At 72.0% G+C, this 22,815-nt stretch carries 24 protein-coding genes; 11 read left to right on the top strand and 13 right to left on the bottom strand.

Annotated features, from left to right (window positions below):
• Position 1: 1 nt before the first annotated feature.
• The 3 genes from htpX to ACZ5DC_RS06540 all read right to left on the bottom strand — a co-directional run bounded on the left by htpX (position 2) and on the right by ACZ5DC_RS06540 (position 2,422).
• The gene (gene htpX / locus ACZ5DC_RS06550) at positions 2-922 is read right to left on the bottom strand and encodes a zinc metalloprotease HtpX (protein WP_468651253.1); all 921 of its coding nucleotides are present in this window, start codon (positions 920-922) and stop codon (positions 2-4) included.
• Between the two features lie 115 nt (positions 923-1,037).
• Positions 1,038-1,292, bottom strand: coding sequence for an SCO2583/SCO2584 N-terminal domain-containing protein (locus tag ACZ5DC_RS06545; RefSeq protein WP_468650050.1), 255 nt, complete (start codon positions 1,290-1,292; stop codon positions 1,038-1,040).
• A gap of 98 nt (positions 1,293-1,390) precedes the next feature.
• On the bottom strand, positions 1,391-2,422 hold the full coding sequence (locus tag ACZ5DC_RS06540; RefSeq protein WP_468650048.1) for a GlxA family transcriptional regulator: 1,032 nt from the start codon (positions 2,420-2,422) through the stop codon (positions 1,391-1,393).
• Between the two features lie 67 nt (positions 2,423-2,489).
• Between ACZ5DC_RS06540 and ACZ5DC_RS06535 the strand changes: the two genes are divergently transcribed.
• Complete coding sequence (locus tag ACZ5DC_RS06535) at positions 2,490-3,080, top strand: isochorismatase family protein (RefSeq protein ID WP_468650046.1); 591 nt, start codon at positions 2,490-2,492, stop codon at positions 3,078-3,080.
• Positions 3,081-3,243: 163 nt separating this feature from the next.
• Positions 3,244-3,444 carry a hypothetical protein gene (locus ACZ5DC_RS06530; protein ID WP_468650044.1) on the top strand — a complete coding sequence of 67 codons (201 nt, stop codon included), beginning with the start codon at positions 3,244-3,246 and terminating at the stop codon, positions 3,442-3,444.
• 160 nt (positions 3,445-3,604) lie between these two features.
• Here the strand turns inward: ACZ5DC_RS06530 and glnA are convergent, their stop codons facing one another.
• The gene (gene glnA, locus ACZ5DC_RS06525; protein WP_366749231.1) at positions 3,605-5,014 is read right to left on the bottom strand and encodes a type I glutamate--ammonia ligase; all 1,410 of its coding nucleotides are present in this window, start codon (positions 5,012-5,014) and stop codon (positions 3,605-3,607) included.
• A gap of 210 nt (positions 5,015-5,224) precedes the next feature.
• Here glnA and ACZ5DC_RS06520 point away from each other — a divergent pair, with 210 nt between their 5' ends.
• Positions 5,225-5,695 carry an RDD family protein gene (locus ACZ5DC_RS06520; protein ID WP_468650041.1) on the top strand — a complete coding sequence of 157 codons (471 nt, stop codon included), beginning with the start codon at positions 5,225-5,227 and terminating at the stop codon, positions 5,693-5,695.
• A 403-nt stretch (positions 5,696-6,098) separates the two neighbouring features.
• Here the strand turns inward: ACZ5DC_RS06520 and ACZ5DC_RS06515 are convergent, their stop codons facing one another.
• Positions 6,099-7,757 carry an FAD-dependent oxidoreductase gene (locus ACZ5DC_RS06515; RefSeq protein WP_468650039.1) on the bottom strand — a complete coding sequence of 553 codons (1,659 nt, stop codon included), beginning with the start codon at positions 7,755-7,757 and terminating at the stop codon, positions 6,099-6,101.
• A 200-nt stretch (positions 7,758-7,957) separates the two neighbouring features.
• On the opposite strand from ACZ5DC_RS06515, the gene ACZ5DC_RS06510 reads away from it, so the two are divergent.
• Genes ACZ5DC_RS06510 through ACZ5DC_RS06480 form a run of 7 tightly spaced genes read left to right on the top strand, consistent with a single transcriptional unit; the run spans position 7,958 to position 13,127 of the window.
• The gene (locus ACZ5DC_RS06510) at positions 7,958-9,040 is read left to right on the top strand and encodes a SchA/CurD-like domain-containing protein (RefSeq protein ID WP_468650037.1); all 1,083 of its coding nucleotides are present in this window, start codon (positions 7,958-7,960) and stop codon (positions 9,038-9,040) included.
• A 34-nt stretch (positions 9,041-9,074) separates the two neighbouring features.
• Complete coding sequence (locus tag ACZ5DC_RS06505; RefSeq protein WP_451073018.1) at positions 9,075-9,512, top strand: cupin domain-containing protein; 438 nt, start codon at positions 9,075-9,077, stop codon at positions 9,510-9,512.
• Positions 9,509-10,768, top strand: coding sequence for a beta-ketoacyl-[acyl-carrier-protein] synthase family protein (locus ACZ5DC_RS06500; RefSeq protein ID WP_468650035.1), 1,260 nt, complete (start codon positions 9,509-9,511; stop codon positions 10,766-10,768). The genes ACZ5DC_RS06505 and ACZ5DC_RS06500 overlap by 4 nt, the downstream gene beginning before the upstream one ends.
• 7 nt (positions 10,769-10,775) lie before the next feature.
• Positions 10,776-12,020 carry a ketosynthase chain-length factor gene (locus ACZ5DC_RS06495; protein ID WP_468650033.1) on the top strand — a complete coding sequence of 415 codons (1,245 nt, stop codon included), beginning with the start codon at positions 10,776-10,778 and terminating at the stop codon, positions 12,018-12,020.
• A gap of 20 nt (positions 12,021-12,040) precedes the next feature.
• Entirely contained in the window at positions 12,041-12,295 is a 255-nt protein-coding gene (locus ACZ5DC_RS06490) for an acyl carrier protein (protein ID WP_014672284.1), read from the top strand.
• Between the two features lies 1 nt (position 12,296).
• On the top strand, positions 12,297-12,776 hold the full coding sequence (locus tag ACZ5DC_RS06485) for an SRPBCC family protein (RefSeq protein ID WP_366749225.1): 480 nt from the start codon (positions 12,297-12,299) through the stop codon (positions 12,774-12,776).
• Positions 12,777-12,797: 21 nt separating this feature from the next.
• Positions 12,798-13,127: a TcmI family type II polyketide cyclase gene (locus ACZ5DC_RS06480; RefSeq protein WP_366749224.1), complete on the top strand. Its 330-nt coding sequence runs from the start codon at positions 12,798-12,800 to the stop codon at positions 13,125-13,127.
• A gap of 60 nt (positions 13,128-13,187) precedes the next feature.
• On the opposite strand, the gene ACZ5DC_RS06475 is transcribed toward ACZ5DC_RS06480, so the two are convergent.
• The 6 genes from ACZ5DC_RS06475 to lipB form a co-directional block, all read right to left on the bottom strand.
• Positions 13,188-14,252, bottom strand: coding sequence for a methyltransferase (locus ACZ5DC_RS06475; RefSeq protein ID WP_366749223.1), 1,065 nt, complete (start codon positions 14,250-14,252; stop codon positions 13,188-13,190).
• Between the two features lie 43 nt (positions 14,253-14,295).
• Entirely contained in the window at positions 14,296-15,384 is a 1,089-nt protein-coding gene (locus ACZ5DC_RS06470; RefSeq protein WP_468650029.1) for a right-handed parallel beta-helix repeat-containing protein, read from the bottom strand.
• A gap of 78 nt (positions 15,385-15,462) precedes the next feature.
• Entirely contained in the window at positions 15,463-16,164 is a 702-nt protein-coding gene (locus ACZ5DC_RS06465) for a DUF4191 domain-containing protein (RefSeq protein ID WP_468650027.1), read from the bottom strand.
• 78 nt (positions 16,165-16,242) lie between these two features.
• Positions 16,243-16,440, bottom strand: a complete 198-nt coding sequence (locus ACZ5DC_RS06460) for an SCO2195 family GlnR-regulated protein (RefSeq protein WP_132783798.1) — start codon at positions 16,438-16,440, stop codon at positions 16,243-16,245.
• Positions 16,441-16,669: 229 nt separating this feature from the next.
• Positions 16,670-17,629: a lipoyl synthase gene (gene lipA, locus ACZ5DC_RS06455; protein WP_366749220.1), complete on the bottom strand. Its 960-nt coding sequence runs from the start codon at positions 17,627-17,629 to the stop codon at positions 16,670-16,672.
• 144 nt (positions 17,630-17,773) lie between these two features.
• Positions 17,774-18,571: a lipoyl(octanoyl) transferase LipB gene (gene lipB / locus ACZ5DC_RS06450; RefSeq protein ID WP_468650025.1), complete on the bottom strand. Its 798-nt coding sequence runs from the start codon at positions 18,569-18,571 to the stop codon at positions 17,774-17,776.
• A gap of 240 nt (positions 18,572-18,811) precedes the next feature.
• Here lipB and ACZ5DC_RS06445 point away from each other — a divergent pair, with 240 nt between their 5' ends.
• Positions 18,812-20,278: a regulator gene (locus ACZ5DC_RS06445; RefSeq protein WP_468650023.1), complete on the top strand. Its 1,467-nt coding sequence runs from the start codon at positions 18,812-18,814 to the stop codon at positions 20,276-20,278.
• Positions 20,279-20,303: 25 nt separating this feature from the next.
• On the opposite strand, the gene ACZ5DC_RS06440 is transcribed toward ACZ5DC_RS06445, so the two are convergent.
• Both ACZ5DC_RS06440 and ACZ5DC_RS06435 read right to left on the bottom strand, forming a co-directional pair.
• Positions 20,304-21,668, bottom strand: a complete 1,365-nt coding sequence (locus ACZ5DC_RS06440; protein WP_468650021.1) for an NAD(P)/FAD-dependent oxidoreductase — start codon at positions 21,666-21,668, stop codon at positions 20,304-20,306.
• A gap of 225 nt (positions 21,669-21,893) precedes the next feature.
• Complete coding sequence (locus ACZ5DC_RS06435) at positions 21,894-22,790, bottom strand: TIGR01777 family oxidoreductase (RefSeq protein WP_468650019.1); 897 nt, start codon at positions 22,788-22,790, stop codon at positions 21,894-21,896.
• Positions 22,791-22,815 lie beyond the last annotated feature (25 nt).

Raw genomic sequence — 22,815 nt, 5'->3', positions numbered from 1 at the left:
CTCAGCCCGCCTTCCCCGGGGTGGCGGCCTCGCCCAGCTCCGCCGAGATCCGGCCCAGCTGCTCCAGCCGCTGCTCCAGGGTCGGGTGCGTGGAGAAGAACCGCTCGATGCCGGGCTCCCGGCCGGTCGCCGGGGTGAAGTAGAAGGCGTTGAACGCCTGTGCCGTGCGCAGGTCCTTGGTCGGGATCCGCGCGATCTCCCCGGAGACCTTGGTGAGCGCCGCCGCCAGCGCCGAGGGCCGGCCGGTCAGGTGCGCCGCGGCGCGGTCGGCCGCCAGCTCCCGGTACCGGGACAGCGACCGGATCAGCAGGAAGCTGATCGCGTACACGGCCACCGAGACGCCCAGGACCGCGGCGAAGACCGCGGCCGTGTTCTGGTCCCGGCGGCCCGAGCCGAAGACCTGGGAGTAGAAGGCGAACCGCACGATCAGGCCCGCGAGCACCCCGAGGAACGACGCGACCGTGATCACGGCGACGTCCTTGTGCCGCACGTGCGACAACTCGTGCGCGAGCACGCCCTCCAGTTCCGCCGGCTCCAGCCGGCGCAGCAGCCCGGTGGTCACACAGACGACCGCGTGCTCGGGGCTGCGCCCGGTCGCGAACGCGTTCGGCATGTCCATCGCGGACACGGCGACCACCGGCTTGGGCATGTCCGCGATCGCGCACAGCCGGTCGACGACGGCATGCAGCCCGGGATACTCCTCCCGCTCCACGACCCGCCCGCGCATGGCGAACATCGCGATCCGGTCGGAGAACCAGAACTGCGCCACGAACAGCGCCCCGATCAGGGCGGCGACCAGTATCCAGGACTTCAGCAGCACGATCAGTGCGGCGACGAAGCCCACGTACAGCAGCCCGAGCAGGAACAGCGTCAGACCCATGCGCACGGTCAGCCGCCGATCGCTCCGGAACCGGCTCCGCATCATGCATCACCCCGAAAGTCAGGCACTCGTCCCGCTGTCCAGTGTGCACCTGCGGATGCCCATGAAGCGGTCCGGAACCCCTCTAGGCGGGGCAAAGGGTCAGCGGGGCGAAGCGTCAGTAGGGGGAACGTATCTGGGCGTACCCCAGCAGCACGATGACCGCCGCCACGCAGCCGAGGACCACGGCCGTCGAGACCCAGGAGGACCGGCGCGGGACCGGGTCCGGGTCGGCGCGGAACGGCGCCGGGTCCGGGGGGTTCTCCTTCCAGCGGGCGGCGAGCATCCGGGCCCGGGCGGAGGGCTCCTTGTGCTCGGCGGAGTTCGCCCACCGGTGATCGAACTCGCGCTCCCAGTCGTCCTGTTCCGGCATCCCCGTTCAACCTCTCTCGTCCGACACGATCCGGAGGGATGATCCCCCGACAATAGGAAGTCTGAGAAGCGGGAAAGGTTGCACGGGCCGGGACATGGTCAGCCGCAGTGGCGGAAACGGCTGCGGTACTCCGTGGGAGTGGTGTCCAGCTTGCGGCGGAACGCCCTGATCAGGGTGTCGGTCGTACCGAAACCGCACGCGGTGGCGATCCGGTCGAGGGTGTCGTCCGTGGTCTCCAGGCGGTTGCGGGCGGCTTCGACGCGGGCCGCCTCCAGGTAGGCGGCCGGGGTCATGCCGAGTTCCGCCTTGAAGACGCGGGCCAGCTGGCGCTCGCTGACGTGGGCGTGCCGGGCGAGGTCGGCGACGGTCAGCGGCCCGGTGAGGTGCTCCGCGACGAAGTGGCGCAGGACGGCCATGCGCCGGGTGGTCGAGACGGGCTCGACGGGCACGCTGAACTGGCTCTGCCCGCCCGGCCGCTTCAGGTACATGACCAGCTGACGGGCGACCCGCAGGGCGACGGCCTCCCCGAAGTCCTCGGCGACCAGCGCGAGCGACAGGTCCAGGCAGGCGGTGATGCCCGCGCCGGTCCACACCCCGCCGTCCCGGATGAAGATCGGGTCGGCGTCGACCTCGACCGAGGGGTGCTCGGCGGCGAGCTGCCCGGCGGTCGACCAGTGGGTGGTGGCCCGCCTGCCGTCCAGCAGACCGGCGGCGGCGAGCAGGTGCGCGCCCACGCAGACGGAGGCGACGCGCCGGCTGCGGGCGGCGAGCGCGCGCACCCGGGCGACGACGCCGGGATTGGCGAGGGCGCGCACCCGGCGTTCCCCGTCGACCTCGACCGAGCCCGGCACCAGCAGGGTGTCGATGGCGCGCCCGGACACCTCCGCGAAGGTGCGGTCGGGCAGCACCCGCACCCCGGCGGCGGTCGTGACGGGCTCCATGGTCTCGGCGGCCAGCACCGCCTCGTACCCGCTCTCGCCGCCGGTCTCCCGCCGGAGCAGGGCGAACACCTCCGGCGGGCCGGTGACGTCCAGCAGGTCGACGCCGTCGAACAGCATGATCACCACGAATCGCCGGCCGTCGCCCACGCCTCCCCCTCCGGATGTCCGGATCTGCAAGTTACCCGACATTGCCGCCATCCGGGGCGGCTCCTAGCGTGGTCGCCGTACCCACGCCGCCACCCGAGAAGGGGCCGCCATGCCCAGCACGACCCTGCGCGACCTGAACGGCTTCGACCAGACCCCGGCCTCGCTCGCCGCCTCCACGCTGATCCTGGTCGACTACCAGAACACCTACACGCGCGGCGTGATGGAGCTGGACGGCTGGCGGGCCGCCCTCGACGCCGCGGCCGGCCTGCTGGCCACAGCCCGTGCGGCGGGCACGCGGATCGTTCACGTGGTCAACGACGGCGGCGAGGGCACCCCGTACGACATCCGCGCCGAGATCGGCCGCATCCACCCCCGCGTCGCCCCCCTCGACGGCGAAGCGGTCGTCGTCAAGACCGCCCCCGACGCGTTCCACGGCACCGGCCTCGCCGAGCACCTGGACGCCGCCGGCCACCGGGACGTCGTGATCGCCGGCTTCATGACCCACATGTGCGTGCTGTTCACCGCGCAGGGCGCGTTCCTGCGCGGCAACCGCCCCACCGTGGTCGCCGACGCCTGCGCGACCCGCCCCCTGCGCACCCCGCTCGGCGAGGTCCCCGCGACCCAGCTCCACCACAGTGCCCTCGCCACCGTCACGGACCTCTACGGCGTGGTCGCACCGTCGGCGTCCGCGCTGACCTGAGCCGGGAACACCGGGAGGTGACGGTGCGGCGCTGCTGCCTTGGAGTCCCGGTCAGCGGGCCCTTCCGATGAGTGAAAACCAGACGTCAGCGGTGATCGCGGAGCGGAGTGTTTGGGCGGCGGCAGGGAAGGGGTCAGAGCGGGAGGGAGGACAGGAGACGACCGTGACCGTCCTCGCGATCTTTCTACTCATCATCGGTACGCTCTTGGTCCTGATCGGGACGCTTCTGGTCCTTGTCGGGACGTTCCTGATCGCCATTGGGGTGGCCTTGATCTTGATCGGGGCGGCCCTGATCGTCGCGGGCACGTTCTTGCTGATCCGGAGACTTCTAGGCGGTCATCGAACGCGGTCTCACTCCTGGTGAACCCGAGGGCGGCCCTTCGGCGCAGCCACGACCGCCACCCGGCGGCCGGGCGTCCGCCCGGAACAGGCCGTCGGCCGTGCCCTTCCCGAGGAGGAAGAACACGGCCGACGGCCCACAGCCGGCCCAGGGGAGCGGCTTCCCGCTCCGGCCTGGGGCGACATCACACGTCGAAGTACAGCTCGAACTCGTGCGGGTGCGGGCGCAGCTGGAGCGGGGCGATCTCGTTCGTGCGCTTGAAGTCGATCCACGTCTCGATCAGGTCGGACGTGAACACGTCGCCCTGGAGGAGGAACTCGTGGTCGGCCTCCAGCGCGTCGAGGACGGCGTTCAGCGAGGTCGGGACCTGGGCGACGTTCGCGTGCTCCTCGGGAGCCAGCTCGTACAGGTCCTTGTCGATCGGCTCGGCCGGCTCGATCTTGTTCTTGATGCCGTCCAGGCCCGCGAGGAGCAGGGCCGAGAACGCCAGGTACGGGTTGCCGGAGGAGTCGGGCGCGCGGAACTCGACCCGCTTGGCCTTCGGGTTGGAGCCCGTGATCGGGATACGCATCGCGGCGGAGCGGTTGCGCTGCGAGTACACCAGGTTGATCGGCGCCTCGAAGCCCGGCACCAGACGGTGGTACGAGTTCACCGTCGGGTTGGTGAAGGCCAGCAGCGACGGGGCGTGCTTGAGGATGCCGCCGATGTAGTAGCGCGCCATGTCCGACAGGCCCGCGTAACCGGCCTCGTCGTAGAACAGCGGGTCGCCGCCCGACCACAGCGACTGGTGCACGTGCATGCCCGAGCCGTTGTCACCGAAGATCGGCTTCGGCATGAAGGTCGCGGTCTTGCCGTTGCGCCAGGCGACGTTCTTCACGATGTACTTGAAGAGCTGGAGGTCGTCGGCGGCGGCGAGCAGGGTGTTGAACTTGTAGTTGATCTCCGCCTGGCCGGCCGTGCCCACCTCGTGGTGCTGGCGCTCGACCTTCAGGCCGGACCGCTCCAGCTCCAGGGAGATCTCGGCACGCAGGTCGGCGAAGTGGTCGACCGGGGCCACCGGGAAGTAGCCGCCCTTGTAGCGGACCTTGTACCCGCGGTTGTTCTCGACGGCGCCGGTGTTCCAGGCGCCCGCCTCGGAGTCGATGTGGTAGAAGGACTCGTTCGCGGAGGTGGCGAAACGGACGCTGTCGAAGACGTAGAACTCGGCCTCGGGGCCGAAGTACGCGGTGTCCGCGATGCCGGTCGACGCCAGGTACGCCTCCGCCTTCTTCGCCACGTTGCGCGGGTCACGGGAGTACTGCTCGCCCGTGATCGGGTCGTGGATGAAGAAGTTGATGTTGAGCGTCTTGTCGCGGCGGAACGGGTCCACACGCGAGGTGGACAGGTCGGCACGCAGAGCCATGTCGGACTCGTGGATGGCCTGGAAACCACGGATCGACGATCCGTCGAAGGCCAGCTCCTCGTCCGGGTCGAACGCCTCAACGGGCACCGTGAAGTGCTGCATGACGCCCGGCAGGTCGCAGAAGCGGACGTCGACGAACTTGACGTCCTCGTCCGCGATGAACTTCTTGGCCTCGTCGGCGTTCTGGAACATCCAGCTCCTCCTACTCCCGACCGTCCTCGCCGGGGTGGTAGATCGTTCGTGCGGCCAGTGCGGTGGCACACGCTGGTCTCGACCCTAGGGATGGGTGATTTCTCGGGCGTGACCCATTTGTTTCGCAGAAGTTAACCGGCCACGTGTCCACCGTAGCCCTGACACACCCCTGTGCGTAGTGCCCGAAACCGGGCACAGTACCGTGGAGGCGTGGACAACAGGCAGGCAATCGGATCGTGGCTCTCCGGGCCGCGCGCGGCCTTGGAAGAGGCGGGCGCCGACTTCGGGTACCGGGGCGAACAGCTCGGCCTCCCGGAGCACGGGCCGAACTCGATCGCACGGCCCGGACGGCGCCTCGGCGCACTCGCCGTGGACTGGGCGCTGTGCGTCCTGATCGCATACGGCCTGATCACGGGCGGCTACCGGGCCCCCGCCACCAGCAACTGGGCGCTCGGTGTCTTCTTCGTCCTGAGCATCCTGACCGTCGGCACGGTCGGCTTCACCCCCGGCAAGCGGCTCTTCGGCATCCGGGTCGTGGCCCTGCGGACGGGCACGGTCAACCCCGGGCGCGCCCTGCTGCGCACCGTCCTGCTGTGCCTCGCGATCCCCGCCCTGATCTGGGACCGCGACGGCCGCGGCCTGCACGACCGGATCGCGCAGACGGTCGAGGTACGCATCTGACCGAACGCCCCCGCGGCTCCTCCGTGACCGGTCGCGCCGTGGGGGCCGGGCGGCACGGGGTCACGGCCCCGCCTCAGCGAAGCCTCACGGCGTCATGCGGGCCGCGTCATCGGGGCCGGGTCGTATGGGGCACGGCCTCGTGGCCCAGCGGTGCGCGACGGCGTGATGGCCCCGCCTCAGCGAAGTGCCACGGCGTCATGCGGGCCGCCCGTGGTCGGTCGCGTCGTCGGGGCCGGGGCGCACCGGGTCACGGCCCCGCCCCAGCGGACACGCCACGCGGCCCGCCCGTGACCCGTCGCGCCGTCGGGGGGGAGCCCCGAGGTGCCGCGGCCCCGCGGAGCGCCACCGCGCCGGGCCCGGCCGCCGGCGGCAGCCACCCGCGGCGGTCAGCCCCGCACCGCCGTCACCTCCTGCGCAGCACCGCCGCCAGTACCGACCGCAGCTCCGTCTCCGGGTCGGTCGCGGCGCTGGTCGCGCGCCAGGCGACGAAGCCGTCCGGGCGTACCAGCACCGCCCCGTCCGACGTCGTGCCGTGCAGCGCGGCCCAGTCACCGCCGTCTCCCGTGCCGTCCCCGTCGTAGGTGAGGTCGGCGTCCGCGCCCGTACCGACGCGGTACGCCTCCAGCCGTACGCCGTCCGTGCGGGCGATCTTCCGGGCGGCGGCGTGCCAGGCCCCGCCCGCGGCCGACCCGGCGTCGCAGAGCAGCACCAGCGAGCGCTCGTAGAGGTCGATCGTGGAGAGCCGGTCACCCGCGCGGCGCAGCCACAGGTGCGGCGCCCGGCTGCCCGGGTCCGCGGTCAGCCGCACCCCGTCGGGTACGACCGGCTGGGCGGGGTCGGCGCCGATGACGGCCCCCTCCAGATAGCGGTAGGCGAGGACGACGGGGAGGATGCCGCTGCGCGGGCCGCCGCCGACGCCGGGCGTGGGCGCGAAGCCCGGGTGGCTGTGCTCCACCGAGCGGGCGGAGGCGCGGGCGCTGGTCGCCATCGCGACGGGCCGGCGCTCGGTGTCGTAGGTCTCCAGCAGGTCGGGCCCGGCCCAGCCGTCGAGGACGGCGGAGAGCTTCCAGGCCAGGTTGTGGGCGTCCTGGATGCCGGTGTTGGAGCCGAAGGCGCCGGTCGGGGACATCTCGTGGGCGGAGTCGCCGGCCAGCAGCACCCGGCCGGCCGTGTACCGCTCGGCGACGCGTTCGGCGGCACGCCAGGACGCCTTTCCGGTGATCTCGACGTCCAGGTCGGGGACGCCGACGGCCAGCCGGATGTGCCGCTGGAGCCGCTCCTCGGTGAACTCCTCCAGCGTCTCGCCCTGCTCCGGGTGCCAGGGCGCGTGGAAGACCCAGTGCTCCTTGTTGTCGACCGGCAGCAGGGCGCCGTCGGCCTCGGGATTGGTGAGGTAGCAGCAGATGAAGTGCCGGTCGCCGACCGTCTCGGCGAGCAGCTTGGACCGGAAGGTGACGCTCACGTTCGCGAAGAGGTCGCCGGGGCCGCTCTGCCCGATGCCGAGTCGGCGCCGTACGGGGCTGCGCGGGCCGTCGCACGCGACCAGGTAGTCCGCGCGGACCGTGTACAGCTCGTCGCTGTCCCGGTCACGGACGAACGCCGTCACTCCTTCGGGGTCCTGTTCGAAGCCCTCCAGCTCATGGAAGTAGCGCAGGTCCCCGCCGAGCGCGCGGGCCCCCTTCAGCAGCACCGGCTCCAGGTCGTTCTGGCTGCACAGGCACCACGCCGTGGGGCTGAACCTCGCCAGCCCGCCGCCCGGGTCGATGTGCTTGAACAGCCATTCGCCGGCGTCGCCGACCAGGGTCGGGGTCTGCAGGATGCCATGGTTGGCCGCGAGCAGCGAAGCCGCCGCCTTGATGTCCGGCTCGATGCCGGCGACCCGGTACAGCTCCATCGTCCGCAGGTTGTTGCCGCGGCCACGCGGGTGGATCGAGGTCCCGGAGTGCCGCTCGACGAGCATGTGGGGTACGCCGAGACGGCCCAGGAACAGGGAGAGGGACAGGCCCACCAGCGAACCGCCCACGACGAGGACGGGCACCTGGTGATCGGCTTTGTGCTGCATCAAGGCTCCAGAGGCAGGGGGCGGGATGTGAGGCGCATTGCTGTTTCTGTGCCCTCTGGGACGGCTTTCGCGTGCTCAATCACCCACGTGGTTCACGCGAGTCGCGCGTTGTGCGGGGAGCGGCACAGGATCAAGAAGCGCTGACGTCGCGTCATCGGCGGCCGGCGTTCGCCTCTGCCCCCGTGAAGGAGATGCGCAGCATGACCACCTTGTCGGAAAAGATGTCGGACCAGTCGACGCGTCAGGTGTCGACGAGGGTCTCCCAGTCCGTGTTCGACGGCTCCCGTCTCCGGGTCGTCCTGCTCGTGGACGTCAACGACGGCGCCCAGCAGCAGTTCCTGGAGGCCTACGAGCAGCTGTGCAACCAGGTGGCGCAGGTGCCCGGCCACGTCAGCGACCAGCTGTGCCAGTCGATCGAGAACCCCTCCCAATGGCTCATCACCAGCGAGTGGGAGAGCGCCCCGCCGTTCCTCACCTGGGTGAACAGCGAGGAGCACGTGCGGATGGTGGAACCCCTGCACAGCTGCGTCCGGGACACCCGGTCGCTGCGGTTCCACATCGTCCGCGAGACCGGCGGCGAGCCGGCCGGGGCCGCGTCACGGCGCCGGCTCCAGGCGTCCCCGCGGATCGGGGACGGCGTGATCCGGCACGCGCTGACCTTCACGGTCAGGCCGGGCAGCGAGGAGAAGGTCGCGAAGATCCTCGCGGACTACGCCTCGCCCCAGGCGCGGGTCGACGAGACCACCCGGCTGTGCCGGACCTCCCTGTTCATGCACGGCAACCGGGTCGTGCGGGCCATCGAGGTGCGCGGCGACCTGCTCGCGGCGCTGCGGCACGTCGCCCGGCAGCCCGAGGTGCGGGCCGTCGAGGAGGCCATCAACCCCTACCTGGAGCAGGAGCGGGACCTGAACGACCAGGAGTCCGCACGGGTGTTCTTCACCCGGGCGGCGCTGCCGGCCGTGCACCACGTCACCGTGGACGAGTCCGCCGAGGGCGAGCGGCAGGCGCTGTACTACCCGGCCCGGCCGGACTGCGGGATGCGGCTGGCGGAGCTGCTCGCCCAGCAGGACGAGGCGGCGACGGAGGACCCGGACAGCCCGGTGCTGCGCAGCACGATCTTCCAGCGCGACGACGTCGTCGTCCGGCTGGTCGACGTACGCCCCGGCACCGGCGCCCGCGTCCCGCTGCCGGAGCCCGGCCGTCAGGCCGCGCTGAGCGCCCTGCTGGACGGCGAGCCCGTCGGCATGGGCCTCGTCACCGACCGCCGCTCGCCGGACGCCTGAGCCCGGCAGGCCAGCACACCAACGGAGGAACGTCGTGATCAAACCCCTTCCGAAGATCGTGGACCTCAGCGAGATCGAGCCCAACACCCGGCGCGGCGGCGATCTGCGCGCCATGCTCACCCCGGCCACGGTGGGCTCCACCAGCGGCTTCATGGGCGTGGCCATCGTGCAGCCCGGCGACCGCATCGGCGAGCACTACCACCCCTACTCCGAGGAGTTCGTGTACGTCCTGTGCGGACAGCTGGAGGTGGACCTGGACGGTGAGCCGCACCCGCTGCGGCCCGAGCAGGGGCTGATGATCCCCATGAACATGCGGCACCGCTTCCGCAACGTCGGCAACGTGGAGGCGCGGATCGTCTTCCACCTGGGCCCGCTGGCCCCCCGGCCGGCCCTCGGCCACGTCGACACCGAGGAGACGGAGGCCGTCGCCGTCGCCGTCGATCCGGCCGACCGGGCACGGGTCGGCTCATGAACCGGCGCGTGGCGGTCACCGGCATAGGCGTCGTCGCCCCGGGAGGGATCGGCGTACCGGCGTTCTGGGATCTGCTCGCCGACGGCCGTACCGCGACGCGGGGCATCACGTTCTTCGACCCGACCGGGCTGCGGTCCCGGATCGCCGCCGAGTGCGACTTCGAGCCCACCGCGTACGGCCTGGACGCCGAGCAGGTCGAACGGGCGGACCGGTACATACAGTTCGCCCTGGTCGCCGGCGCGGAGGCGGTCCGGGACTCCGGTCTCGACCTCGGCCAGGAGGATCCCTGGCGGGTCGGTGTCTCCGTGGGCACCGCCGTCGGCGGCACCACCCGGCTGGAGCACGACTACGTCCTGGTCAGCCATCGCGGGCAGCGCTGGGACGTGGACCACACCGAGGCGGAGCCGCAGCTGCACCGGGCGTTCTCGCCGAGCACCGTGGCCTCCGCGGTGGCGGAACGCTTCGGCGCCCAGGGTCCCGTGCAGACCGTGTCCACCGGCTGCACCTCGGGACTCGACGCGGTCGGCTACGCCTTCCACACCGTCCAGGAGGGCCGCGCCGACATATGCATCGCGGGAGCCTCGGACTCTCCGATCTCCCCGATCACCATGGCCTGCTTCGACGCGATCAAGGCCACCTCACCGAACAACGACGACCCCGCGCACGCCTCCCGCCCCTTCGACAACAACCGTGACGGCTTCGTCATGGGCGAGGGCGGCGCGGTGCTCGTCCTGGAGGAGCTGGAGCACGCCCGGGCCCGCGGCGCCCACGTGTACTGCGAGTTCGGCGGCTACGCCACCTTCGGCAACGCCTACCACATGACCGGCCTGACCAAGGAGGGCCTGGAGATGGCGCGGGCCATCGACACCGCACTGGACCAGGCGCGTCTCGACCCCACGGCGATCGACTACGTCAACGCGCACGGCTCCGGCACCCGGCAGAACGACCGCCACGAGACGGCGGCCGTGAAGCGGGCGCTGGGCCACCACGCCTACGACACCCCGATGAGCTCCATCAAATCCATGGTGGGGCACTCCCTCGGGGCGATCGGCGCCATCGAGCTCGTCGCGTGCGTCCTGGCCCTCGCCAAGCAGGTCGTCCCGCCGACCGCGAACTACGAGATCCCCGACCCCGAGTGCGACCTGGACTACGTCCCGCGCGTCGCCCGCGAACGGAAGCTGACCAGCGTGCTGTCCGTGGGCAGCGGATTCGGCGGATTCCAGTCCGCGGTGATCCTGACCCGGCCGAGGGAGTGAGGACACGATGAGCGAACCGCAGGACCGGCAGGCGGCCATCACCGGTATCGGGGTGGTCGCGCCCAACGGCACCACCACCGGCACTTTCTGGAAGGCCACGCAGGAGGGTCTCAGCGTCCTCGACCGGGTCACCCGCGAGGGCTGTGAGCACCTTCCCCTCAAGGTGGCCGGTGAGGTCCGCGCCTTCGAACCGGCCGCCACGATCGAGGAGCGCTTCCTCGTCCAGACCGACCGGTTCACGCACTACGCCATGGCCGCGGCCGACTTCGCACTGGACGACGCCCGGCTCGCGCTGGGCGACATCCCCGACGCGCCGTACTCCATCGGCGTGGTCACCGCCGCCGGGTCCGGCGGCGGCGAGTTCGGCCAGCGCGAACTCCAGCAACTGTGGGGCAAGGGGAGCCGGTTCGTCGGGCCGTACCAGTCCATCGCCTGGTTCTACGCCGCGAGCACCGGCCAGGTGTCCATCCGCCGCGGCTTCAAGGGACCCTGCTCGGTCGTCGCCTCCGACGAGGCCGGCGGCCTGGACGCCCTCGCCCACGCGGCACGGGCCGTGCGGCGCGGCACCGACGTGATCGTGGCCGGCTCCACCGAGGCGCCGCTCGCGCCGTACTCGATGGTCTGCCAGCTCGGCTACGAGGAACTGAGCCGGGAGACGGACCCGTCCCGGGCCTACCGCCCGTTCACGGACGGCGCCTGCGGGTTCGTGCCCGCCGAGGGCGGCGGGATGCTCGTGGTCGAGGCGGCCGGCGCCGCCCGGTCCCGCGGCGCCGACATCAAGGCCGTCGTGGCCGGACACGGGGCGACCTTCACCGGCGCCTCCCGCTGGGACCGGTCCCGCGAGGGGCTCGCCCAGGCCGTCCGGCAGGCCCTGGCGGAGGCCGGGTGCGCTCCCGAGGAGGTCGACGTCGTCTTCGCCGACGCCCTCGGGGTACCGGAGGCCGACCGGGCCGAGGCGCTGGCGATCGCCGACGTCCTCGGCGAGCACGGCACCCGGGTCCCGGTCACCGCGCCGAAGACCGGGATCGGCCGGGGGTACTGCGCGGCCCCCGTCCTGGACACCGCGGCGGCCGTGCTCGCGATGGAGCACGGCCTGATCCCGCCGACGCCGAACGTCTTCGACGTCTGCCACGACCTCGACCTCGTGACCGGCAGCGCCCGCGCCGCCGAACTGCGGACGGCGCTGATCCTCAGCCGCGGACTCATGGGGTCGAACTCGGCGCTGGTGCTGCGACGCGGCACCGCGCAGTGAGCACAGAAGGAGGAGAGCACATGCCCCAGATCACCGTGGAAGAACTCGCCGCGCTGATGAAGAAGGCCGCCGGCGTGACCGTCAGCCCCCAGCAGCTGAAGGAGAAGCCGGACACCGGCTTCGACGTCCTCGGTGTCGACTCGCTCGGCCTGCTCGGCATCGTCGGCGAGCTGGAGAACACGCACGGCACCCCGATGCCGGTCGACGCCGAGCGCTGCAAGACACCCCAGCAGTTCCTCAACCTCGTCAACAGCACCCTGATGGCAGGAGCCTGAGATGGCAGGACACACCCAGAACGAGATCACCATCGCCGCCCCGCTGGACCTGGTCTGGGACATGACCAACGACCTGGAGCGCTGGCCCCAGCTGTTCAGCGAGTACGCGTCGGTGGAGGTCCTCAAGAAGGAGGGCGACAAGACGACGTTCCGGCTCACCATGCACCCGGACGAGAACGGCACCGTCTGGAGCTGGGTCTCCGAGCGCGAGCCGGACCGCGCCACCCGCACCGTCAAGGCCCGCCGGGTCGAGACCGGGCCCTTCGCCCACATGAACATCCATTGGCGGTACGAGGAGGTCCCCGCCGGCACCCGGATGGTCTGGACCCAGGACTTCGCGATGAAGCCCGACGCGCCGGTCGACGACGACTGGATGACCGACAACATCAACAAGAACTCGAAGATCCAGCTGGAGCTGATCCGGCAGAAGATCGAGAAGGCGGCGGCCGGTGAGCGGCCCGCCCCGGCCCTGGCCGACTGAGCCGGACGACAGGAGACGACCGTGCACCAGGCCCTGATCGTCGCCCGCATGGCCCCGGGCTCCGCCCCCGACATCGCCAAGGTGTTCGCGGAGTCCGACCGGGGAGAGCTGCCCCACCTCGTCGGAGTCGTCCGGCGCAGCCTCTTCCAGTTCGGCGACGTGTACATGCACCTGATCGAGTCCGAGCGGGAGCCGGGACCGGCCATCGCCAAGATCACCTCCCACCCCGAGTTCAAGGAGGTCAGCGAGCGGCTGACGGCGTACGTCAGCGCGTACGACCCGCAGACGTGGCGGTCCCCCAAGGACGCCATGGCAGAGCGCTTCTACCTCTGGGAGCGCGACGCCGGCTGAGCGCTCCGCCGGACAGCGGCGAGGCAGTTCCCCGCGCCCCTTCGGGGCGCGGGGAGCCGGTCATGCGGGGACGATGCAGTCGAACGCGTGCAGGTACGGGTTGACCGGCCGGATGTCGCGGACCGCCAGGCCCGCCGCCTCCAGTCGGCCCACCATGCTGTCGGTGGTGTGCTTGGCCCCGCCGACGTTCAGGAGCAGCAGCAGGTCCATGGCCGTGCTGAACCGCATCGACGGGGTGTCGTCGACGAGGTTCTCGATCACCACCACCCGGGTGCCGGGACCGCCCGCCTCGACCACGTTGCCCAGCAGCCGGGCCGTGGACTCGTCGTCCCACTCCAGGATGTTCTTGATGATGTAGACGTCGGCCTCGACCGGGACGGCCTCCCTGACGTCGCCGGGCACGATCCGCGCGCGGTCGGCGAGGTCGCCGCCCTCGCGCAGCCGCGGCAGGGCGTTCTCCACCACCCGGGGCAGGTCGAGCAGGCTGCCGCGCATCGCCGGGTACTTGTCCAGCAGGCACGCCACCACATGCCCCTGGCCGCCGCCGAGGTCCGCGACCGAGCTGCTGCCGGACAGGTCCAGCAGGGCCGCCACCTCACGCGCCGACTGCTCGCTGGAGCGGGTCATCGCGCGGTTGAAGACGTCCGCGGACTCGGGGGCGTCCTCGTTGAGGTAGCTGAAGAACTCCTTGCCGTAGAGGTCCTCCACGACGTTCCGGCCGGTGCGCACGGCCTGGTCCAGCAGGGGCCAGGCGTCCCAGGTCCACGGCTCGGTGCACCACAGGGCGATGGCCCGCAGGCTGTCCGGGTCGTCCTCGCGCAGCAGCCGGGACATCTCGGTGTGGGCGAACGTGCCGTCCGGCCGCTCGGCGAAGACGCCGTAGCAGGACAGGGCGCGCAGCAGCCGGCGCAGCGGCTTCGGCTCGGCGCGCACCGCGGTCGCCAGGGTTTCCACGGTCATGGGGGCGTCCCCGAGCGCGTCGGCGACGCCCAGCCGGGCGGCGGCGCGGACCGCGGCGGCGCAGGCCGCCCCGAACACGAGCTCGCGCAGCCGCATCGGCGGGGGAGGGGAGGGGACCGTCCCCGGCTCCGGGGGAGCCGAGGGCGCGCGGGATGGTGCGGTCATGTGCCGCCTTCCTTCCTTGCGTGGATCGGGTTCGGCCGTCCGGTCAGCACAGGCCCGCGGGCTTGGAGACCCGGCAGGCGTTTCCGGTGAAGGCGTTGCCGGTCTTGGTGGCTTCCTGGTTGACGAGGTCCGCCGGGGAGTTGTCCGCCAGCTGGTTGCCGGTGATCCGGTTCTTCACGCTGCCGGCGCCCACGAAGCTCTTGAACAGGACGATGCCGCCCGACAGCGGGGACCTGCCCGAGTGGCCGGTGACCCGGTTCCGTGTCACCAGGACCTTCTCGGTGCCGGTCAGGACGATGCCGGAGCCCTGGAGATAGGGCAGCCGGGCGGTCTTGGGGCAGTACTTGTTGTTCTGCACGACCAGGTTGTCGCTGACGGCGAGGGCGCCGGCCCGCGGCTTGTTCTCGTCGCCGACGACGAACACGCCCGCGCAGTTGCCGAGGACGTAGTTGTGCGTGACGGCGAGGTTGCGCAGCCGGCGGACGGTGATGCCGATCCGGTTGCCCTCGAACCGGTTGTGGTCGACCACCGCGCCCCTGCTGTCCGTGGCCCCCTGCTCGGCCTTGACGTTGTTGGCGAGGAAGAGACCCGCGTCCCCGTTGCCGCGGGCGGTGTTGTTCCGGAACACCCCGCGGGTGGAGTGCTCCTGGGCGATGCCCCACTGGCCGTTGCGCTCGGCGATCACGCGCTTCACGGTCAGCCGGTCGGTGCCCATGGTGAAGACGCCGGACTTGGCGAAGCCGGTCACCTTGAGGTCGGAGACGGTGACGTCCTTGAGGGGCTTGTCCTTGCCCCCGACCACACAGATGCCGTTGCCGTCCGAGAGGCAGGTGACGGCGGCCTTCTTGCCGTGCGGGGCGGGCTTGGTCTTCTTCTGGGGAGGCTGGATCACGGTGCCGGGGCCCGCGCCCCGCAGGCTGAGGCCCGCCGTCTTCACCGTGACGCTCTCACGGTAGGTGCCGGCGAGCACGAACACGGTGTCGCCGGCCTTGGCGGAGTTGACCGCCTTCTGGATCGACTGACCCGGCTGCACCACGAGGGTCCTGTGGGCAGCGGACGCCGGAGTGGCACCGATGACCGTGCCGACGAGGGTCGTGGCGCATGCCAGGTACGCAATGTGTCGTTTTGTCACATTCCGAAGGCTAGGAGCGCATGAGCCGATTACCCGCCGGATACTCCGTTCGGCGGCGTGTCCACGGCAGGAGCCGGGTCAGCGGCCCCGGGGTCCGCCCTTGGGCAGCTTCATGCCCTTCGGCATCGGCCCCTTCGGCAGCGGCATGTTGCTCATCAGGTCGCCCAGCGCCCGCAGTCGGTCGGTGGTGGCCGTCACCTGGGGGCCGGTCAGCACGCGCGGGAGCTTCAGCATGGTCGTGCGGAGCTTCTTCAGCTCGACCTGGCCCTCGCCGTTGCCGACGATCAGGTCGTGCACCGGCACGTCGGCGACGATGCGGTTCATCTTCTTCTTCTCGGCGGCCAGCAGGCTCTTCACCCGGTTCGGGTTGCCCTCGGCGACCAGCACGATGCCGGCCTTGCCGACGGCCCGGTGCACCACGTCCTGGCTGCGGTTCATCGCCACCGCCGGCGTCGTCGTCCAGCCCCGGCCGATGTTGTCCAGCACGGCCGCGGCGGCGCCCGGCTGGCCCTCCATCTGACCGAACGCGGCCCGCTCGGCGCGGCGGCCGAACACGATCGCGGTCGCCAGCAGGGCGATCAGCAGGCCGAAGATGCCCAGGTAGACCGGGTGCCCGATCAGGAAGCCGATCGCGAGGAAGACACCGAGGGTGCCGATGCCGACGGCCGCGAGTACAAGACCGATCTTCGTGTCGGCCTTGCGGGTCATCTTGTACGTGAGGGCGATCTGCTTCAGTCGCCCTGCGTTCGCGGCGTCCGCCGCGGTTTCCTTCCTCGCCATGCCACGAAGTCTACGTGCCCCCGGGAGTGCGGACGACGGCAGTGCCCGGCGGGCGGAACGGGTCCGCCGGGGGCGGCGTCAGGACTGGCCGGCGGCCTGGTCGAGGAACCGCTGGGCCTCGACCCGGTCCTTGGCGCGGCGGCGGTCCTCCAGGACGCTGGTCCAGGCGTTGCGGCGGGCGGTGCGCTGGCCGCCGCTCATGAGCAGGGACTCCACGGCGCGCAGGGCGCCGGTGAAGGACGGGATGGCGGTGGCGCGTACGGGTGCGGCCTGCATGATCGAGGTCCCCCCTCTGAGCGATGGAGATGCGGGGCGTGATATGAGAGTCACTGATTGGTGTTACCAGGGCGTGACCGACCGGTCAAACACGCGTGAAGCCTTGATGTGAGGGGCTGGAACGCCGACGCGGCCCCGCCGGCGCCCTCATCAGCGAGGACGGTCGGGACCGCGTCGTCTCGGCCATTACCGGCCAGTAGGAACTTGTGCGCGAATTCACACGCGCGGCTCACACCGCCTGGGCGGCGACGTACGTGCCGCGCTTCTCCACGGCCATCTGGTACAGCCGCCCGGCGCGGTAGGAGGAGCGCACCAGCGGGCCGGACATCACACCGGAGAAGCCGATCTGCTCGGCCTCCTCCTTCAGCTCGACGAACTCCTGCGGCTTCACCCAGCGCTCCACCGGGTGGTGGCGCACCGACGGGCGCAGGTACTGGGTGATGGTGACCAGCTCGCAGCCCGCGTCGTGCAGTTGCTTCAGCGCCTCGCTGACCTCCTCGCGGGTCTCGCCCATGCCGAGGATCAGGTTCGACTTGGTCACCAGGCCGTGGTCGCGGGCCTCGGTGATGACCTTCAGGGAGCGCTCGTAGCGGAAGCCCGGGCGGATCCGCTTGAAGATGCGGGGGACCGTCTCGACGTTGTGCGCGAAGACCTCGGGGCGGGACGCGAACACCTCGGCGAGCTGCTCGGGAACCGCGTTGAAGTCCGGGGCCAGCAGCTCCACCTTGGTCCGGCCGCCCTCGCGCTGGGCCGTCTGCTGGTGGATCTGGCGCACGGTCTCGGCGTACAGCCAGGCTCCGCCGTCCGCCAGGTCGTCGCGGGCGACGCCGGTGATGGTGGCGTAGTTCAGGTCCATGGTGACCACGGACTCGCCCACGCGGCGCGGCTCGTCGCGGTCCAGCGCCTCGGGCTTGCCGGTGTCGATCTGGCAGAAGTCGCAGCGCCGGGTGCACTGGTCGCCGCCGATGAGGAAGGTCGCCTCGCGGTCCTCCCAGCACTCGTAGATGTTCGGGCAGCCGGCCTCCTGGCACACCGTGTGCAGGCCCTCGCTCTTCACGAGGTTCTGCATCTTCGTGTACTCGGGGCCCATTTTCGCCCGGGTCTTGATCCACTCGGGCTTGCGCTCGATGGGGGTCTGGCTGTTGCGGACCTCGAGGCGCAGCAACCGCCGCCCGTCAGGGCTTGGCATTTGCTTCCCGTCGGGTGCGACTGCGGACACGACCGGCTCCCTGTGACTTCGATTCTTCGGCGCACCCCAGGGTACGCCCGTACTGTGTACGCCCTGCCGCCCGGGCCAACCCCGCTGTCGCAGGGCGCATTCCCCGGCGGACGATCAGGCGGACGCCTTCTCGATCACCCGCGGCCTCAGGTCCGCGTGCTCCAGGACGTCCCGCAGGTGCTTCTCGACCACCGGCAGGACCTCCTCGACCGTGACGTCCCGGCCCAGCTCGTTCGCGAGGGAGGTGACCCCGGCGTCCCGGATGCCGCACGGGATGATCCGGTCGAACCAGGCGTTGTCCGGGTTCACGTTGAAGGAGAAGCCGTGCATCGTGACGCCCTTGGCGACCCGGATGCCGATCGCGGCGATCTTCCGGTCCTCACGGCGCTGGCCCGCGTTGGAGGGGGCGTACTCCGGGCCGTTCAGCCGGGGGTCGAACTCCTCGTCGGTCAGCCGCGGGTCGAAGTCCAGGGACAGCCCTCCGAGCGCCGGCCGCTGCTCGACCGGGTCGCCGAGGACCCAGACGCCGCTGCGGCCCTCCACCCGGGTGGTCTCCAGGCCGAACTCGGCGCAGGCGCGGATGATCGCCTCCTCCAGCCGCCGCACGTGCGCGACCACGTCCACCGGGCGGGGCAGCTTCTGGATCGGGTAGCCCACCAGCTGGCCCGGACCGTGCCAGGTGATCTTGCCGCCGCGGTCCACGTCGATGACCGGGGTGCCGTCCAGCGGGCGCTCACTGTCCTCCGTGCGCCGGCCGGCCGTGTACACCGGGGGGTGCTCCAGGAGCAGCACGGTGTCCGGGACCTCGTCGGCGAACCGGGCGGCGTGCACCCGGCGCTGCTCGTCCCAGGCCTCCTGGTAATCGACGGCATCCGCACCGAACCCCATGCGGACGAACCGCAACTCACTCACGGCAAGCGCCTCCCTCAGCGACCGGTGTGTCAGGCACGTGACGCGCCCTCGCCACTGTACGTCCGACCGGAGTACGTCAGCCCTGCGGGCGTTCCTCACACGATCGGATGAATGCGGGGCGAAATGTGCGACCATCTGCTCACTCTCCGCTACATTCGCGCCGTTCGTGAGGCCATAAGGGCTGCTCAAAGGCAATCCGGGCACATCGACCGGCCCGGAAGGCAGGAGACCGCACCGCAGATGACGGACCGACCCGCGCAGCGCACCCCCAACCGCCAGCTCGCCGCGCTCATCGCAGAAGCGGGGTTCTCCAACGCGGGTCTGGCCCGTCGCGTCGACCAGCTCGGCCTGGAACACGGGCTGGACCTCAGATACGACAAGACCTCGGTCACCCGGTGGCTGCGCGGCCAGCAGCCACGCGGCACCACCCCCGCCCTGATCGCCGAGGTCTTCACCCGCCGGCTCGGGCGCCGGCTCACCGCCCAGGACCTCGGCCTGGACGCGTGTGCGCCGGTGTACGCCGGGCTGGAGTTCGCGGCCACCCCCGAGGAGGCCGTCGACATCGTCAGCGGGCTGTGGCGCAAGGACTCCGGCAGCCACGCCGAACTGCGCAAGATCGCCTTCACCCCGGCCGGGCTCGTGGTGCCCAGCCGGGACTGGCTGATCGGCAAGGCCGACGACCGGGTGGCCCGCGAGCCGGCACCCCGGGTGCCGGCGCAGGGGCGGCCCGGCGCGGCCAGGGCGCCGCAGCAGGCGCCGCTGCTCCCGCCGCGGCTGCGGACGCACGCCGAGCGGGCCCCCGGCCACAGGGTCACCGGCGGCGACATCGCCGCGCTGCACTCGGTGGGCGAGCTGTTCCGCACCCTCGACGACCGGTTCGGCGGCGGCCACGCCCGGCAGGCGCTGGTGCGCTACCTGGAGCACGAGTGCGAGCCGATGCTGCGCGGCAGCTACGACGAGCAGACCGGCCGCCGGCTGTTCGGCGCCGCCGCCGATCTGACCCGGCTCGCGGGCTGGACGTCGTACGACATCGCCGCGCACGGGCTCGCCCAGCGGTACTTCGTGCAGGCGCTGCGGCTCGCCCAGGCGGCCGGCGACCGGGCCTACGGCTCCTACGTCCTGGTCACCATGAGCCGCCAGGCCGTCTACCTCGGCCACGGCAGGGAGGCCGTCCAGCTGGCCCGGGTCGCCCAGCAGGGGGTCGGCACCGGCGGCCCGCCGGTCGTCCAGGCGCTGCTGCACGCCTCGGAGGCGCGGGCGCACGGCGTGCTCGGGGAGGTGCGGGCGTGCACGGCGGCGCTCGTGCGGGCCGAACGCGCCCTGGAGGCGGCCCGGCCCGGGGACGACGTGCCGTACTGGGCCGCCTTCTTCGACGAGGCGCAGCTCGCCGACGAGTTCGGCCACTGCCACCGCGACCTCCAGCAGTTCCGGGCGGCCGCGCAGCACGCCGAGCGGTCCCTCCAGCTGCGGGCGCCCGCCTATGCCCGCAGCCGCCTGTTCTGCCGGGTCGTCCTCGCCACCGCCCGCCTCGGCCTCGGCGAACTCGACCAGGCGTGCGCGATCGCCGCGGAGGCGGCGGGGCAGGCCGCCGAGATGCGCAGCGTTCGCGCGGTGGAGTACGTGAAGGAGTTCGAGCGGCGGCTGGAGCCTTACCGGGACGCGGCGCCGGTGCGGGTGTACCGGGAGAAGACCGCGGCGCTGGGGTAGGCGCGGCCCCGCGCCGCCGGGCGCGTTACGCCGCCCTCGGCATCGTCGGCAGCGGGTCCGCGCTGTGCATCGAGCCCCTCGCGCCCAGGTCCGCCAGGATGGCCGACGCGGCGCGGTGGGCCGAGTGCAGGGCGCCCTGGACCGTGCTGGTGTCCCGGTGGTCGCCGCAGACGTAGAGACCGGCCAGGAGGCGCACCGGGCGGCGCAGGTCGTGGGGCGGGCGCATCGACGGGACCGCCTCCGGGGTGTGGTGCACGGCCAGCGTCTCCCAGCGGCGCGTGGAGGTGCCGTAGAGGCGGGAGAGGTGGATGCGGACGGCGGTGTCCACCCCTTCCGGGGGCGTGCCCAGCACGGTCGAGGAGATCAGGACGCGGCCGGCCGGTGCCCGGCTCGGGTCCACGTTGCTGAGGACCGCCGTGTGCGCCACCGGGCCGCCCCGGTCGGCGTCCAGCAGCAGCGAGCGGCCCGTCGGGAAGGCCGCCGCCGGTTCGTCCGTGGTGTGGTGGACCACCGTCACCGGGTGGAAGTCCGGCACCCTGAGTCCCGGCAGCAGTCCGGCCGCGGCGCGCGCGTCCGTCGCCAGCAGCACCGCCCGGCAGCGGATCTCCCCGTGCTCGGCGGTCGCCACCGAGGTCGTGGACACCGAGGTGACCCGCACCCCGGTGTGCACCGTGCCCGGCGGCAGCCCCCCGGCCAGCAGTTCCGGCAGCACCTCGGCGCCGCCCTCCGGCACGCACAGCCGTCCGCTCGCGAAGGCGCGCAGCGCCAGGTCGGCGCACCTGCTGGAGGTGGTCAGCTCCGGGTCGCACAGCAGCGCGGCGAGCAGCGGGCGCAGAAAGCCGTCGATGGTGCGCGCCGGGATCCCGCGCTGGGCGAGGGCGAAGGCGGCCGGCATCTCGGGGCGGGCCAGGAGGCGTTCGACGGGGGTGGCGGCGATCCGGCCGAGCGCCGCGCCCAGCCGGGCCTGGTCGACCGCGCCGCCCACCGGCGCGCCGGGCGTGACCGTCGTACCCCGGGGCGCGTTGGCGAGGGCGCGCACCACATGGAGTGCGCCCCGTGCGCCCCGTGCGCTCCCACCGCCCGCCGGCGCGCCCGCGCGATGGGTGCGGCCGTCGCGGTGCAGGAGCACGCCCGGTGCGAAACGGCGCACGGTCAGGGCGTCCAGGCCCGGACTCAGGCGGAGTTCGGGGTAGGAGGTGGACAGCAGTTGTCCGATGCGGTCGAGGCGGAAGCCGTCGACCTTCTCGGTCGACATGCGGCCGCCGACGTACGGGGCGGCCTCCAGGACCGCGGTGGTGATTCCTGCGCTGGTCAGCCGATGAGCCGCCGAGAGACCGGCGATCCCGGCTCCCACGATGACGACGTCCACCTGGTACGCGGGCTCAAGCACGAGGCCCTCCTGTGGGTTGCGCGACCGGTGGAGACGTGATGCCCCCAACAGGCGCGAGGGATACCCGAGTTGGGCTCGAGGGTAGGGGCGTGATCGGTCAGGGGCAGTCGCGCATCAACAGGGCACGGTCGCATGGAGGTCGCATACGGTCACTTTCGTTCGCCGGGGTTGTCAGCCGGCTCATTCCGCCGCGACCGTCCCACCCGCTCACGCCCGTTCATCCGCTCACCCCGCCGCGCGGATCGCCTCGTCGATGCCCGGGAAAGCGAACCGGAATCCCGACTCCAGCAACCGCCTGGGCACCACCCGCTGACTGCCCAGCACATCCCCGGCCATCTCCCCGAGCGCCGCCCGCAGCACCGGGGCGGGCACCGCGAACACCGCCGGCCGGCGCAGCACCCGCGCCATCGCCTCCGTGATCTCGGCGTTCGTCAGCGGCTGCGGCGCCGTCAGGTTGAACGGCCCGGACAGGCCGTCACCGTCGACGAGGTGCCGGATCGCGGCGACCTCGTCGTGCAGCGCGATGTACGACCAGTACTGCCGCCCGTCACCCAGCCGCCCCCCGAGCCCCGCTTTGAACAGCGGGAACAGCCGCCCCCACGCCCCGCCGCCCCGGGACACCACCAGACCCGTGCGCAGGAACACCGTCCGCACCCCGGCCTCCGTCACGGGCGCCGCCGCCTGCTCCCACTCCACGCACAGCGCCGACAGGAAACCGTCGCCCGGCGGCGCGTCCTCGTCCACCACCCGGTCGCCGGTGTCGCCGTAGAAGCCGATCGCGCTGCCGTTGACGAACACCCGCGGCGGCCGCGGCAGCGAGGCCGCCGCCCGCGCCAGCGCGGCCGTGCCCAGCACCCTGCTGTCCCGCAGCAGCCGCTTGTACTCCGGCGTCCAGCGCCGGTCGCCCACCCCCGCCCCCGCCAGGTTGACCACCGCGTCGCACCCGGTCAGCCCGGCCGCGTCGACGTGACCCCGCCCGGGGTCCCAGCGGACCTCGTCCGCGCCCCGGGGCTCCCGGCGCACCAGCCGGACCACCTCGTGCCCGTCCGCCGTCAGGGACCGCACCAGAGCGCTGCCGATGAGACCGGACGCGCCGGCCACCGCGATACGTGAACGTTCCATGGCCCCAGCATGACCGCACCGCGGG

Source organism: Streptomyces sp. NPDC031445 (assembly GCF_055581365.1).
The sequence above is the reverse complement of the archived record's forward strand: the minus strand, read 5'-3'. Positions and strand labels throughout refer to the sequence as shown.

Excerpts from the sequence above, each read along its gene's own strand:
- ACZ5DC_RS06485 (WP_366749225.1), top strand. The coding sequence starts at position 12,297 with ATGGCAGGACACACCCAGAACGAGATCACCATCGCCGCCCCGCTGGAC.
- ACZ5DC_RS06465 (WP_468650027.1), bottom strand. The coding sequence starts at position 16,164 with ATGGCGAGGAAGGAAACCGCGGCGGACGCCGCGAACGCAGGGCGACTG.
- ACZ5DC_RS06510 (WP_468650037.1), top strand. The coding sequence starts at position 7,958 with ATGACCACCTTGTCGGAAAAGATGTCGGACCAGTCGACGCGTCAGGTG.
- htpX (WP_468651253.1), bottom strand. The coding sequence starts at position 922 with ATGCGGAGCCGGTTCCGGAGCGATCGGCGGCTGACCGTGCGCATGGGT.
- ACZ5DC_RS06545 (WP_468650050.1), bottom strand. The coding sequence starts at position 1,292 with ATGCCGGAACAGGACGACTGGGAGCGCGAGTTCGATCACCGGTGGGCG.
- ACZ5DC_RS06435 (WP_468650019.1), bottom strand. The coding sequence starts at position 22,790 with ATGGAACGTTCACGTATCGCGGTGGCCGGCGCGTCCGGTCTCATCGGC.
- ACZ5DC_RS06445 (WP_468650023.1), top strand. The coding sequence starts at position 18,812 with ATGACGGACCGACCCGCGCAGCGCACCCCCAACCGCCAGCTCGCCGCG.
- ACZ5DC_RS06500 (WP_468650035.1), top strand. The coding sequence starts at position 9,509 with ATGAACCGGCGCGTGGCGGTCACCGGCATAGGCGTCGTCGCCCCGGGA.
- glnA (WP_366749231.1), bottom strand. The coding sequence starts at position 5,014 with ATGTTCCAGAACGCCGACGAGGCCAAGAAGTTCATCGCGGACGAGGAC.
- ACZ5DC_RS06540 (WP_468650048.1), bottom strand. The coding sequence starts at position 2,422 with ATGTCGGGTAACTTGCAGATCCGGACATCCGGAGGGGGAGGCGTGGGC.
- ACZ5DC_RS06495 (WP_468650033.1), top strand. The coding sequence starts at position 10,776 with ATGAGCGAACCGCAGGACCGGCAGGCGGCCATCACCGGTATCGGGGTG.
- ACZ5DC_RS06475 (WP_366749223.1), bottom strand. The coding sequence starts at position 14,252 with ATGACCGCACCATCCCGCGCGCCCTCGGCTCCCCCGGAGCCGGGGACG.
- ACZ5DC_RS06460 (WP_132783798.1), bottom strand. The coding sequence starts at position 16,440 with ATGCAGGCCGCACCCGTACGCGCCACCGCCATCCCGTCCTTCACCGGC.
- ACZ5DC_RS06515 (WP_468650039.1), bottom strand. The coding sequence starts at position 7,757 with ATGCAGCACAAAGCCGATCACCAGGTGCCCGTCCTCGTCGTGGGCGGT.
- ACZ5DC_RS06490 (WP_014672284.1), top strand. The coding sequence starts at position 12,041 with ATGCCCCAGATCACCGTGGAAGAACTCGCCGCGCTGATGAAGAAGGCC.
- ACZ5DC_RS06535 (WP_468650046.1), top strand. The coding sequence starts at position 2,490 with ATGCCCAGCACGACCCTGCGCGACCTGAACGGCTTCGACCAGACCCCG.
- lipA (WP_366749220.1), bottom strand. The coding sequence starts at position 17,629 with ATGCCAAGCCCTGACGGGCGGCGGTTGCTGCGCCTCGAGGTCCGCAAC.